General features: G+C 66.3%; 11 protein-coding genes and 1 riboswitch. Of the genes, 6 read left to right on the forward strand and 5 right to left on the reverse strand.

Going from position 1 to position 12349, the window contains the following annotated elements; all coding sequences use genetic code 11:
- Positions 1-273 precede the first annotated feature (273 nt).
- The 4 genes from QGN32_RS06155 (at position 274) to QGN32_RS06170 (ending at position 4623) form a co-directional block, all read left to right on the forward strand.
- Complete coding sequence (locus QGN32_RS06155; RefSeq protein ID WP_326547743.1) at positions 274-795, forward strand: Lrp/AsnC family transcriptional regulator; 522 nt, start codon at positions 274-276, stop codon at positions 793-795.
- The gene (locus QGN32_RS06160) at positions 792-2168 is read left to right on the forward strand and encodes an aspartate aminotransferase family protein (RefSeq protein ID WP_326547744.1); all 1377 of its coding nucleotides are present in this window, start codon (positions 792-794) and stop codon (positions 2166-2168) included. Before QGN32_RS06155 ends, QGN32_RS06160 begins: the two co-directional genes overlap by 4 nt.
- Before the next feature lie 77 nt (positions 2169-2245).
- Positions 2246-3244, forward strand: coding sequence for an SMP-30/gluconolactonase/LRE family protein (locus QGN32_RS06165; protein ID WP_326547745.1), 999 nt, complete (start codon positions 2246-2248; stop codon positions 3242-3244).
- A 158-nt stretch (positions 3245-3402) separates the two neighbouring features.
- Positions 3403-4623 carry a D-alanyl-D-alanine carboxypeptidase family protein gene (locus QGN32_RS06170; protein ID WP_326547746.1) on the forward strand — a complete coding sequence of 407 codons (1221 nt, stop codon included), beginning with the start codon at positions 3403-3405 and terminating at the stop codon, positions 4621-4623.
- Here the strand turns inward: QGN32_RS06170 and QGN32_RS06175 are convergent.
- Complete coding sequence (locus tag QGN32_RS06175; RefSeq protein ID WP_326548960.1) at positions 4620-5540, reverse strand: NAD(P)H-dependent flavin oxidoreductase; 921 nt, start codon at positions 5538-5540, stop codon at positions 4620-4622. The two genes, QGN32_RS06170 and QGN32_RS06175, sit on opposite strands and share 4 nt — an antisense overlap.
- A 59-nt stretch (positions 5541-5599) precedes the next feature.
- Positions 5600-5663, forward strand: a riboswitch (guanidine-III (ykkC-III) riboswitch).
- A gap of 11 nt (positions 5664-5674) precedes the next feature.
- On the opposite strand from QGN32_RS06175, the gene QGN32_RS06180 reads away from it, so the two are divergent.
- Positions 5675-5998, forward strand: a complete 324-nt coding sequence (locus QGN32_RS06180; RefSeq protein WP_326547747.1) for a DMT family transporter — start codon at positions 5675-5677, stop codon at positions 5996-5998.
- Here QGN32_RS06180 and yhjD read toward each other — a convergent pair.
- The 3 genes from yhjD to QGN32_RS06195 all read right to left on the reverse strand — a co-directional run bounded on the left by yhjD (position 5992) and on the right by QGN32_RS06195 (position 8873).
- The gene (gene yhjD, locus QGN32_RS06185; protein ID WP_326547748.1) at positions 5992-7029 is read right to left on the reverse strand and encodes an inner membrane protein YhjD; all 1038 of its coding nucleotides are present in this window, start codon (positions 7027-7029) and stop codon (positions 5992-5994) included. The genes QGN32_RS06180 and yhjD overlap by 7 nt on opposite strands.
- A gap of 20 nt (positions 7030-7049) precedes the next feature.
- Positions 7050-8066, reverse strand: coding sequence for a tryptophan--tRNA ligase (gene trpS, locus QGN32_RS06190; protein WP_326548961.1), 1017 nt, complete (start codon positions 8064-8066; stop codon positions 7050-7052).
- Between the two features lie 177 nt (positions 8067-8243).
- Positions 8244-8873 carry an STAS domain-containing protein gene (locus QGN32_RS06195; RefSeq protein WP_326547749.1) on the reverse strand — a complete coding sequence of 210 codons (630 nt, stop codon included), beginning with the start codon at positions 8871-8873 and terminating at the stop codon, positions 8244-8246.
- 301 nt (positions 8874-9174) lie between these two features.
- Between QGN32_RS06195 and ephH the strand changes: the two genes are divergently transcribed.
- Positions 9175-10008 (forward strand): epoxide hydrolase EphH, encoded by an 834-nt coding sequence (gene ephH, locus QGN32_RS06200; protein ID WP_326547750.1) that lies wholly within the window; start codon positions 9175-9177, stop codon positions 10006-10008.
- On the opposite strand, the gene QGN32_RS06205 is transcribed toward ephH, so the two are convergent.
- Positions 10005-12272, reverse strand: a complete 2268-nt coding sequence (locus QGN32_RS06205) for an NADP-dependent isocitrate dehydrogenase (protein ID WP_326547751.1) — start codon at positions 12270-12272, stop codon at positions 10005-10007. The two genes, ephH and QGN32_RS06205, sit on opposite strands and share 4 nt — an antisense overlap.
- Between the last annotated feature and the right edge of the window lie 77 nt (positions 12273-12349).

The following is a 12349-nucleotide window of genomic DNA, read 5'->3' on the forward strand; positions in this document are numbered from 1 at the left end:
GCCCACAGCCTATTACTTGCCGAACGCTCAGCGCTTCGCAAAAACCGCACGATGCCAGCCCTTCTCGGCAACGCCGGTGATGTCGCTCGCTGATGACCGGGATGTGGTCGTTGATCCACATACCTCGTGTCCGGTCACCGCCGCGCGCTCACGGTCCCGATGCGGTTAGCCGACGTGGATCGTCTGCGCAATCCCGCAGCCGGAGCGCCACCAAACAAGTGATTTCATGGCCGTGGTTGCCCGTTACGACGGATTCCGTGCACAATCACTGGCATGGCTACCTCGGGTACCACGCACGGCATCGGCCCCGTTTCGTTCCGCGTCAACCAGTCCCGCCCCGGCGCCGCGTTCCAACTCGACGACTTGAGCAAGCAGATCATCGAGAAGCTTCAGCAGGACGGTCGCCGCTCGTATGCCGGCATCGGCAAGGCGGTCGGGCTGTCCGAGGCCGCTGTCCGCCAGCGGGTCCAACGCATGGTCGACGCCGGCGTCATGCAGATCGTGGCCGTCACGGATCCGATGCAGTTGGGCTTCGCCCGGCAGGCGATGATCGGCATCCGGTGCACCGGCGACACCACCAAGGTGGCCGAGAAGCTGGCCACCATCGAGTCCGTCGACTATGTGGTGCTGACCGCCGGATCGTTCGACGCCATCGTCGAAGTTGTCTGCGCGGACGACGACGAACTTCTGGACCTTCTCAACACCCAGATCCGCGCGCTGCCGGAAGTCATCTCCACCGAGACGCTCGTATACTTGAAACTTATTAAGCAGCAATATAATTGGGGTACCAGATGACTACCGCGCAGGACGTTTCGGCCGATCTCGAAGCCAAGGCGAACCGCCACCTGTGGGGCCACTTCGCCCGGCACGGCGCCGGCATCACGCCGCCGATCATCACCCGTGGCGATGGCATCACGATCTGGGACAGCAAGGGCAAAAGCTACATCGACGGCCTGTCCGGGCTCTTCGTCGTCCAGGTCGGATACGGCCGTCAGGAACTGGCCGAGGCCGCGGCCAAGCAGGCCGAGCAGTTGGCGTTCTTCCCGCTCTGGTCCTACGCCACGCCGTCGGCGATCGAGCTCGCCGAGCGGATCGCCGGCTACGCACCCGGCGACCTGAACCGGGTGTTCTTCACCACTGGGGGCGGCGAGGCCGTCGAGTCGGCGTGGAAGCTGGCCAAGAACTATTTCAAGCTCACCGGCAAACCCGGTAAGCACAAGGTGGTTTCGCGGTCGATCGCCTACCACGGCACGCCGCAGGGCGCGTTGGCCATCACGGGCCTGCCGATCTTCAAGGCGCCGTTCGAGCCGCTGACACCGGGCGGTTTCCGGGTGCCCAACACGAACTTCTATCGTGCGCCCGCGCCGTATGCGACCGACGAGAAGGCGTTCGGGCAGTACTGCGCCGACCGCATCGCCGAAGCGATCGAGTTCGAGGGGCCCGACACCGTCGCGGCCGTCTTCCTCGAACCGGTGCAGAACGCGGGCGGCTGCTTCCCGCCTCCGCCAGGCTATTTCGAGCGGGTGCGGGAGATCTGCGACGAGTACGACGTCCTGCTGGTGTCCGACGAGGTGATCTGCGCCTTCGGCCGGATCGGCTCGATGTTCGCCTGTGACGACTTCGGCTACGTGCCCGACATCATCACCTGCGCCAAAGGTTTGACTTCGGGCTACTCGCCGATCGGCGCGATGGTCGCTTCCGACCGGTTGTTCGAGCCGTTCGACGACGGCAAGACCACGTTCGCGCACGGCTACACGTTCGGCGGGCATCCGGTGTCTGCAGCGGTCGCGCTCGCGAACCTCGACATCTTCGAGCGCGAGGGCCTCAACGACCACGTCAAGGAGAACGCCCCGCGACTCCGGGCCACCCTCGAGCAGCTCTACGACCTGCCGATCGTCGGCGACATCCGCGGGGAGGGTTACTTCTACGGCATCGAGTTGGTCAAGGACAAGGCGACCAAGGAGACCTTCGACGACGAGGAGTCCGAGCGGTTACTGCGCGGCTTCCTCACTCCCGCGCTGTTCGAGGCGGGTTTGTACTGCCGCGCCGACGACCGCGGCGACCCCGTCGTGCAGTTGGCGCCGCCGCTCGTCTGCGGTCAGAAGGAGTTCGACGCGATCTACGAGATCATGCGCGGCGTGCTCGCCGAAGCCAGCCGACTCCTCTGATCACCGCGAAACAGTATTCCAGCAGCGAAAGTCCGAGTAACGGCCTGCGGGAATACAGTTTCGGCGAGACTGGCGGCGTGCCCAAGGATTCACCCAAACCGCCGATCGATCCCGTCCGCTGGCAGCCGCCGCCCGTCGACCCGTTGCCGGACCTGCCGCGAGCCGATCTGACCGTCGTGCCGCTGCCCGGCGATGGGCCCGAGGACGTGGTCGTCGACGCCGCGGGCGCCATCTGGACCGGCCTGGCCGACGGCCGCATCGTGCGGATCCCGCCCGGCGGCGATCCGGTCGTCGTCGCGACGATCCAGGGCCGGCCGCTGGGCCTACACGCCGCGCACGACGGCCGGATTCTCGTTTGCACCAGCCCCGGCGGCCTGCTGTCCCTCGACCCTGCCACCGGTGCGTTGGAGACGCTCGTCGCCGAGGTCGACGACCGGCGGTTGATGTTCTGCTCGAATGTCACGGAATTACCGGATGGCACAATCTATTTCACCGAGTCGACAAGCGCCTTCGACTACGCCAACTTCAAGGGTGCGGTGATGGAGGCGCGTCCGCGCGGGAGCCTGTTTCACCGCGACGCCCACGGCACCGTGCTCACCGCGGTGGCCGGTCTGTACTTCGCCAACGGCGTGACACCGACCGCGGACGGATCGGCGCTGGTGTTCGCCGAGACGATGGGGCGGCGGCTGTCGAAGTACTGGCTGACCGGTGAGCGCGCCGGGTCGGTGACACGGCTACGCGAGCATTTGCCCGGCCATCCCGACAACCTGTCCACCGGCGCCGACGGCCGCATCTGGTGCGCGATGGTTTCGCCGCTCAACGCCGCCGCCGAATGGCTCGCCCCGCGCTGGCCGGTGCTGCGCAAGCTGCTGTGGAAGCTGCCCGACAACCTGCAACCTCAGATCAAACCCGAGGTGTGGGCGGTGGCGTTCGATCCCGACAGCGGCGACGTCGTCGCGGGCATCCGCACCCAGCACCCGCAGTTCGGCATGGTCACCGGCGTAGTGGAAGCCGACGGCCGACTCTGGATGGGCAGCATCGGCTTCCCCGCCGTCGCGCACTGCGCCCTACCCTGACCGCGAGTGCGCAGTTGTGTACGCGACACGCCGAGTTGGACCGTACGCAGCTGTGCGCTCGCCGACGGGCTGGCTTAGTCACAATTGAAACTCGAGTAACACCAGTCACAGCGCGCCTCCACGGAATCGTGCCACCGGAGGCCTAATCTGCGCTCACCATGGCGAAGTTTCGAATTCGGCTGCAGCGCGCCGCCGTGCTGGCAGCGGCCTTGTTCGTAGCCGCAGGGCCGGCCGTGGCAAGTGCTCAGCCGGCCCCGGCGCCCGAAGCCAACGCGTGCCCGTATCGCGAGGCCACCCCGCCGGCGGTGGACGCCTCCGAGGTGCCCAAACCCGGCGAGGCGCCACCCGCTCCGCTGCCGGTGCCCGCGACGCCGCTGGGCGGTGACGAGTTGTCCGGTTGCGGCGTCATCACCGCGCCTGGGACACCACCGCTGCCGAACGACGTCTCGGCCGAGGCGTGGCTGGTCGCTGACCTGGACACCGGCGACGTCATCGCGGCCAAGGACCCCCACGGCAGGCACCGGCCCGCCAGCATCATCAAGGTCCTGGTGGCCACGCAGGCGATCAAGGATCTGCCGATCCACAGGGTCGTGGCGGGCACCGCGGACGATGCCGCTCAAGAAGGCACCAAGGTCGGGGTCGGCGAGAACGGCCACTACTCGATCAACGACCTGCTGCACGGGTTGTTGATGTACTCCGGCAATGACGCCGCGTACGCGCTGGCCCGGCAGCTCGGCGGCTGGGACGCCGCGCTGAACAAACTCAACGACCTGGCTCGAAAGCTGGGCGGCCTTGACACCAGGGTCGCGACGCCGTCCGGTCTCGACGGTCCCGGCATGAGCACGTCGGCGTACGACATGGCGCTGTTCTACCGATACGCCTGGCGCAACCCGATCTTCGCCGACATCGTGGCGACCCGGTCGTTCGACTTCCCCGGCCGCGGCGACGCCGGCTACCCGATCGAGAACGACAACAAGCTGCTGCTCCACTATCCGGGCGCGATGGGCGGAAAGACCGGCTACACCGACGACGCCGGGCAGACGTTCGTCGGCGCGGCCGACCGCGACGGCCGGCGACTGGTCGCCGTCCTGCTGAAGGGCACCCGCCAGCCCATCGCGCCGTGGGAGCAGGCCGCGCATCTGCTCGACTACGGTTTCGCCACCGCGCCGGGCACCAGCGTCGGCACGTTGATCGAACCCGACCCGTCGCTGGCCGGCCCGAAGGACGCCGACGGCACCAACCCGGCGGTCCAGGCCGCCCCGATGATGTCGGACATCGACGCGATGCCGGTGCGGGTGGGCGTCGCGGTCGTCGGCAGCGCGATCGTGTTCGCGTTGATCATGGGCGCCCGGTCGCTGAACCGGCGGTCGACAATCTAGGCCCAGCGCCGCAACAGCTGCTCGGCCCCGGCGCAGAGCCGGTCGATCACCTCTGCCGCCGAACGCGATTCGCGCACCATACCGACGCCCTGCCCGGCGTTGATCGGCGCTACCCGGTAGTCCTCGGTGGAGGCGGCCTCGGCAAGCGCAGCCCGCGCGTCGGCGTCCACCAGGTCCTCGCGACCGTCGAACCGGTTGACGAAATCGTTGCGCAGTACCCGTTCGGGAAGCGTTGCGGGCCAAGCGTATTGCTGCGCCACGTCGAATACCCGGGTCGTCACCGTCTCGTCGCTCGACGCCGCCATCAGCATCTCGCGCGCCGCCGCCGACGTGGCCGCCTCGGTGCAGGTGGTGAACACGGTGCCGAGCCAGGCGCCGGCGGCCCCGGCGGCCAGTACCGCGGCCAGCCCGCGGGCCGACGCGATTCCCCCAGCGGCGAGCACTGGCACCGTCACCTCGTCCAGCACTTCCGCGAGCAACGGCAGAGTGCCGACGCGCGCCTCGCCGTGCCCACCCCCGTCGGCCCCGCGGGCGACCACCACGTCCACACCGGCGTCCACCGCCCGCCGCGCACCGGTCACATCAGCCACCTGCGCGGCCACCGGCACGCCGGCGTCGTGCGCTCGCTGCACCCACGACCAGTCCTCGCCGAAGCTGACGGCCAGCAGCGCGGGTTTCGCGGCGAGCGCCACCTCCAGCAGCGCCGGCTCGGCCGCCATCACCCAATGCACGAGACCGATTCCGAACGGACGTGCCAGTCCCGAGATGTGAGGAAGTTCGGCGGACAGGTTCGCGGCGGTGGCCGAACTGCCCATCCCGATCATGCCGAGCCCGCCCCCCCGGGAGACCGCCGCCGCCAGGGCGCCACCGGCGGCACCGCCCATCGGGGCGTTGACGATCGGGACGTTGAGTCCCATCCGACGGGACCACGGCGTCGACAGGCGCACGCCCGCGACGCTACCGCTTTGCTACGGTGGCCTTGTCAGCAGTTGACACCGGACGAGGGGCGCCGTACCCGGCCAGCGACAAGACGGCGCTTCGGAGGTGTCACATGGCCTGGGTCATCCTCGTCGTCTCTGGGGCGTTCGAGTCTGTATTCGCCATCGCGCTGAGCAAGTCGGAAGGGTTCACCCGACCCGTGCCGATCGTGGTTTTCGTTGTAGCGGTGATCATCTCGATGGGCGGATTGGGGATCGCACAGCGCGACCTGCCCGTCGGCACCGGATACGCGGTGTGGGTGGGCGTCGGCGCGGCACTCACGGTCGTCTACTCGCTGGCGACCGGCCAAGAGAGCGCCTCGCCGATCAAGGTGGCGCTGCTACTGGGCCTCGTCGGATGTGTGATCGGCCTCCAAGTGGTCAGCCAGAATCACTGACGCCGGCACATTCGCGAGATCCCCAGCGCACCAACTGCTCCCGCGGCCGCCGCGGTCAACACGCCGCCGACCCCGACGCCCTCGTAAACCTGCACCCGCGGCGTGATCTGCGCGAGACCGGGCGGGGCGACGGGCACGGCCTCCAGGTTCTCTCTCGACGTCGCCGCCCACGCCGTGGCGAACAGGATGAGCCGGGCGGTGATGTAGGCAAACACCATCAGACCCAGCACCGGGCCGAACGTCGCCCCGGCCGGGCCGGTCACCACCGACCGCAGGTAGATCGACGCCACCTGCTTGAAGACCTCGAACGCCACCGCCGTGAGCAACCCCGCCCGAAGCGCGGAGCGGACGCTGATCGACTCGCGGGGCAGCCGGGCGATGATCCAGGTGAACAGCAGCCAGCTGATCAGCACCGAGACTGTCAGCGAGACCACCCGCAACACGATGCTCATTCCCGGAACATCCTCGAGCCCAAGCCATTCCGCTGCCTTGCGGGCCAGTCCGGAACTGCTCACCACGGTCAGGGCGACGGTGACCGCGATCGCGACGAAAAGGCCGGCGATGGCCGTCAGGTCCGACAGCTTGGTGCGCAGGAAGCCCGGGCGGCCGCGCCGCGTCAGGCCCCACATCTGGCTCAGCGCCTCGCGCAGGTTGGCCATCCAGCCGACCCCCGCCCACGCCGCGGTGAGCAGCCCGATGACCCCGACCGAGGTGCGGGACTCGATCGCCGAGTCCATCAGCTCGACCAGTTGGGTGGCGATGTCGCCGGACACCGACGCCCTGATCCGGTCCTGGATCTCGGCGAGCAGTTCCGGTTGGCTGGCCAGAATGAAACCGGCGATCGCGAATCCGACCATCAGCAGCGGGAACATCGCGAAGACCGTGAAATAGGTGATGCCCGCGGCGTAGAAGTCGCCCTTGCTGTCGGTGTAGCGCTGCTGGGCCCGCATGACGTGGTCGAACCAGCCCCATCGGGCACGCAGCCGACCGACGATTCCCGGCTTGTCATCCGGCTCCGCCGGGGTTCTCATCGCCAAGCCTCCCCAAAGTTTCAGCCGCGTGGCTGCAGAAACCCTAACCGGTCATAAACTCGCCGCAGAGTCTTCGCAGACACATCGCGCGCGCGCTCTGCACCGGCCGCCAACACCGATTCGAGTTCGCCGGAGTCGGCGAGCAGTTCGTCGACCTTGGCCTTGATCGGGCCGACGAACTCGACGACGGCCTCGGCGGTGTCGGACTTCAGGTCGCCGTACCCACGCCCCGCGTATCCGTCGACGAGCTTTTCCACGTCGGTCCCGGTGACCGCCGACTGGATGGTCAACAGGTTCGACACGCCGGGTTTGGCGTCGGGGTCGTAGCGCACCTCACGCTCGCTGTCGGTGACCGCCGAGCGAATCTTCTTGGCCGATGCCTTCGGATCGTCGAGCAGGCTGATCAGCCCGGCGTCGGTGCCCGCGGACTTGCTCATCTTCGACGTCGGATCCTGCAGGTCGTAGATCTTGGCCGTCGCCTTCGGGATCATCGGATCTGGGATGACGAAGGTGTCGGGGAACCGGGAGTTGAACCGTTGCGCGACATCGCGCGCCAACTCCAGGTGTTGGCGCTGATCCTCGCCGACGGGCACCAGGTCGGTGTCGTACAGGAGCACGTCGGCGGCCATCAGCACCGGGTACGTGAACAGCCCGACGGTGGTGGCCTCGCTGCCTTCCTTCTGCGACTTGTCCTTGAACTGCGTCATCCGCGACGCCTGGCCGAACCCGGTGAAACAGCCCAGCACCCAGGACAGCTCGGCATGCGCCGGGACATGGCTCTGCACGAAGATCGTGCTTCGGTCGGGATCGATGCCGAGTGCCAGATACTGCGCCGCGGTGACCAGGGTGCGCCGCCGAAGTCCCTCGGGATCCTGCGGAATTGTGATCGCGTGCAAATCCACCACGCAGAAGAACGCGTCGTGGTCGTCCTGCAGACCGACCCACTGCTGGATCGCGCCCAGCGCGTTGCCCAGGTGTAGCGAATCGGACGTGGGTTGCACACCGGAGAAGACGACAGGTTGCGGGGAACTGCTCATGGTCATCCGATCATTTCACGCGACCGGTACTCGACCGTCACCGCCAGGCGTGGACTTCGACTCCCAATGCCGCACGGCCTGGCTGGCCGGTGGCGGTGCAAGGCCGCGCGTCACCCCCTCCAGAAGGCGGTGACGGTAGCGCGGTTTGACCTGTGACTCAGCCTTGCCCCATGGCCATCAGCACCGTTTGCAGTCCACAGTCGTAATAGACCGATGCCCTTGCTGGCCCTGAGCCAACGTCCGCAATCCTTCGTCCAACGAAGCGACGACTGGCAAGTCAGCCTCGTTCACGACGCGCAGGAGAACATCAACCGCCGTGCTGGTGATCAGTACCCAGTCCCGGCCAGCCCGGTGACACTTCTCAGCGAACAAGACTGTGGCCCGATGACCAGCGACGCTGAGGAAGTCGACGCGGCTGCAGTCCAGCACCAACGGGTGATCCACGTGGACATACCCGACGAGGTAGTCGCTTACCTGCTCGGCATCGCAGGCGTCTATTTCACCGCTCAATTCGATCACGGTCGCGGGCGGCCGGGGATAGCTACACATGCGCACAGCAAGACTGGTGGCGTCGACGGTGCGGGAATCGGTCGACGCTTGGGTGAGGTCGTGGTGTCTAGTGCCCGTCGAACCACTCCTCGTCATAGCGGCCTCCGTTCTCGTCCTTCCTGCGCGGTTCGGCATACATACCCCCCTATAGCGGCCTTTACCCATCGAGAACCTGGCGCCGCCCGACACCATTTGAAGCGCCGCTTGCCCCCTTAACTCGACGCGGCGCTGAAGCTTTGAGCCGGTCCCCTTCCGCATCCCAATCCCTGATCACGGCTTCACCTCCCAAGCTCAACCGAGCTTATGCCCGCCGGCGAAATGAACGAGGGCAATCGGCCTCAGACTTCTACCTTGAACCTGACTTGATCTCGTTCTCCGTGTGGTCGATGTTCCGGCCGCCGCGAACCACGGCACCGCGGTCGGTCAGCGTCGCCATCCGCGCAGCCCAACGCAACCATGAACCGTTCCTTCTCGAGCTGATGATGTTCACGACCGCCAGGTCCGGCAGACCATACGACCTACTTGCGGTACCGGCGGTATCGCCTTTAGTCTCGGGCTGATGACCGAGCGCGCACCGATCCACGTCGGAACCGGCGAGCCCATGCTGTTACTGCACCCGTTCATGATGTCGCAGAACGTGTGGAAAAAGGTCGCTCCGCTGATCGCCGACACCGGACGCTACGAGGTTTTCGCGCCCACCATGCCCGGCCACAACGGCGGCGTGAAGGGGCACCGCTTTCTCGACACGCCCGAATTGGCCGATGACGTCGAACGCAGGCTCGACGCGCTCGGCTGGGACACCGCGCACATCGTCGGCAACTCGCTGGGCGGCTGGGTGGCCTTCGAGTTGGAGCGCCGCGGTAGGGCTCGCACGCTGACCGGTATCGCACCGGCCGGCGGGTGGACCCGGTACACGCCCGCCAAATTCGAGATCATCGGCAAGTTCCTGGCCGGCCTTCCGGTATGGCTGTTCACGCTCGTGTTTCGTCAACATGTCCGGAAGTTGCCGTTCGCCCGGTTCCTCGCTCACTTCCCCATCAGTGCCAGTCCGGACCGCCTGTCCGATGAAGATCTCGTCGACATCATCGACGACGTCACCCACTGCCCGGCCTATTACCAGCTGTTGGTGAAGTCGCTGCTGACGCCGGGGCTGTTGGACCTGGCCGAGGGCACGTGCCCGACCCGCCTGGTGATCTGCGAGAAGGACCGGGTGCTGCCGCATCCGCGGTTCACTCGCCATTTCACCGCCAAGCTGCCGTCGAGCACCGAGATCACCCACCTCGACGATGTCGGGCACATTCCGATGTTCGAGGCGCCGCAGGTCGTCGCCGACCTGATCGTCGACTTCGTCGACCGCTACGCATCGCCACCCAGGGAAGCGACCGGGAGCTAAGCCTCGGTTACCGCCTGCACCGTCGCACCCTCCAGCACCGAGTTCAGCGTCTTACTGGGCCGCATCACGGACGTCGTCTTCTCCGGGTCCGGGTAGTAGTAGCCACCGATGTCGACCGAATCTCCCTGCACCTCAGCGAGTTCGTTGACGATCTTCTCCTCGTTCTCGGCCAGCGACGAGGCCAGGTCTGCGAAGTGGTCGGCGAGTTCGGGGTCCTCGGTCTGCTCGGCGAGTTCCTGCGCCCAGTACATCGCGAGGTAGAACTGGCTGCCGCGGTTGTCCAACTCGCCGGTCCTGCGTGACGGTCCCTTGTCGTTGTCCAACAGCTTTCCGATCGCGGAGTCCAGCGTCTTACCCAACAGAATGGCCCGCTTGTTCTCGGTCTTGCGCCCGATGTCCTCGAAACACGCTCCGATGGCCAGGAATTCGCCGAGCGAGTCCCACCGCAGGTGGTTCTCCTCGAGCAGCTGGTGGACGTGCTTGGGCGCCGAACCGCCCGCACCGGTCTCGTACATGCCCCCACCGGCCATCAACGGCACGATCGACAGCATCTTCGCGCTGGTGCCCAGTTCCAGGATCGGGAACAGGTCGGTCAGGTAGTCCCGCAGGATGTTCCCGGTCACGGCGATCGTGTCCTGTCCGCGGATCAACCGTTCGAGCGTGTACCGCATCGCCCACACCTGCGGCATGATCTGGATGTGTAGGCCATCGGTGTCGTGGTCCTTGAGATACTCCTTGACCTTCTTGCGCAGTTCCACCTCATGCGGACGCTCGGTGTCGAGCCAGAACAGCGCGGTCATCCCCGACACCCGCGCCCTGGTGACCGCGAGCTTGACCCAGTCCCGGATCGCGGCGTCCTTGACCACCGGCATGCGCCAGATGTCGCCGGCCTCGACGTTCTGGGTCAGCAGCACCTCGCCGGTGTCGATGTCGACGATGTTGGCCACGCCGTCCTCGGAGATCTCGAACGTCTTGTCGTGGCTGCCGTACTCCTCGGCCTGCTGCGCCATCAGCCCGACGTTGGGGACGGTGCCCATCGTGGTCGGATCGAACTGACCGTGCGTCTTACAGAAGTTGACCATCTCCTGATAGATGCGGCTGAACGTGGACTCGGGGTTCACCGCCTTGGTGTCCTTGGTCCGCCCGTCGGCGCCGTACATCTTTCCGCCGAGCCGGATCATCGCCGGCATCGATGCGTCGACGATGACGTCGCTGGGCGAGTGGAAGTTGGTGATACCCCGGGCCGAATCCACCATCGCCAGTTCGGGCCGGTGCTCGTGGACGGCGTGGATGTCCTGGATGATCTCCTCGCGCTGCGAGGCCGGCAGCGCCTCGATCTTGCTGTAGAGGTCGGACATGCCGTTGTTGACGTTGACGCCCAGTTCGTCGAGCACCTTCTGGTGCTTGGCGAACGCGTCCTTGTAGAACACCTTCACCGCGTGACCGAACACGATGGGATGCGACACCTTCATCATCGTCGCCTTGACGTGCAGCGAGAACATCACGCCGGTCTTGTAGGCGTCCTGGATCTCTTCCTCGAAGAACTCGCACAACGCCCTCTTGCTCATGAACATGCTGTCGATGATGTCGCCGGCCTCGAGCGCGACCTCCGGCTTGAGCACCACAGTCTTTCCGGTCTCCCCGCCCGATTTCGTCTGCAGCACCATTTTGACCTTGCGGTCCTTGTCGAGCGTCATCGACTTCTCTCCGTGGTAGAAGTCGCCCTTCTTCATGGTCGCCACGTGCGTGCGCGACGCCTGCGACCACTCGCCCATGCTGTGCGGATGCTTACGCGCGTATTCCTTTACCGCCTTGGGTGCGCGTCGATCTGAGTTACCCTGCCGCAGAACCGGATTGACCGCGCTACCGAGTACCTTGGCGTAGCGCTCCTTGATCGCCTTTTCCTCGTCGGTCTTCGGGTCGCCCGGGTAATCCGGCAGGTCGAAACCCTTGGCCTTGAGCTCCTTGATGGCGGCTAGCAGCTGGGGCACCGAAGCGCTGATGTTCGGCAGCTTGATGATGTTGGTCTCCGGGTCCTGAGTCAGGCGACCCAGGCGGCCCAGGTTGTCGGGCACCCGCTGGTCTTCGGTCAGGCGGTCGGAAAACTCGGCGAGAATGCGCGCGGCCACCGAGATGTCACTGGTCTCGACATTGATGCCCGCCGGTTCGGTGAAAGTACGAACGATCGGCAGGAACCCGTAGGTCGCCAGCAGCGGCGCCTCGTCGGTCAGCGTGTAGATGATGGTCGGCTGCTCGGCAGTCATGCGGTGTTCTCCCGGCTCGCTTGTCGGTGCGGCCTCGGTCGGTTTCGAGGTCGTTTTCTGTGGCGTCGGCTACCAGT

It is taken from the genome of Mycolicibacterium sp. ND9-15, from assembly GCF_035918395.1.
Lineage (GTDB): Bacteria > Actinomycetota > Actinomycetes > Mycobacteriales > Mycobacteriaceae > Mycobacterium.

Coding starts and splice junctions, on each gene's coding strand:
- QGN32_RS06155 (WP_326547743.1), top strand. CDS start 274: ATGGCTACCTCGGGTACCACGCACGGCATCGGCCCCGTTTCGTTCCGC.
- QGN32_RS06160 (WP_326547744.1), top strand. CDS start 792: ATGACTACCGCGCAGGACGTTTCGGCCGATCTCGAAGCCAAGGCGAAC.
- QGN32_RS06170 (WP_326547746.1), top strand. CDS start 3,403: ATGGCGAAGTTTCGAATTCGGCTGCAGCGCGCCGCCGTGCTGGCAGCG.
- QGN32_RS06175 (WP_326548960.1), bottom strand. CDS start 5,540: ATGGGACTCAACGTCCCGATCGTCAACGCCCCGATGGGCGGTGCCGCC.
- QGN32_RS06180 (WP_326547747.1), top strand. CDS start 5,675: ATGGCCTGGGTCATCCTCGTCGTCTCTGGGGCGTTCGAGTCTGTATTC.
- yhjD (WP_326547748.1), bottom strand. CDS start 7,029: ATGAGAACCCCGGCGGAGCCGGATGACAAGCCGGGAATCGTCGGTCGG.
- trpS (WP_326548961.1), bottom strand. CDS start 8,066: ATGAGCAGTTCCCCGCAACCTGTCGTCTTCTCCGGTGTGCAACCCACG.
- QGN32_RS06195 (WP_326547749.1), bottom strand. CDS start 8,873: ATGCGGAAGGGGACCGGCTCAAAGCTTCAGCGCCGCGTCGAGTTAAGG.
- ephH (WP_326547750.1), top strand. CDS start 9,175: ATGACCGAGCGCGCACCGATCCACGTCGGAACCGGCGAGCCCATGCTG.
- QGN32_RS06205 (WP_326547751.1), bottom strand. CDS start 12,272: ATGACTGCCGAGCAGCCGACCATCATCTACACGCTGACCGACGAGGCG.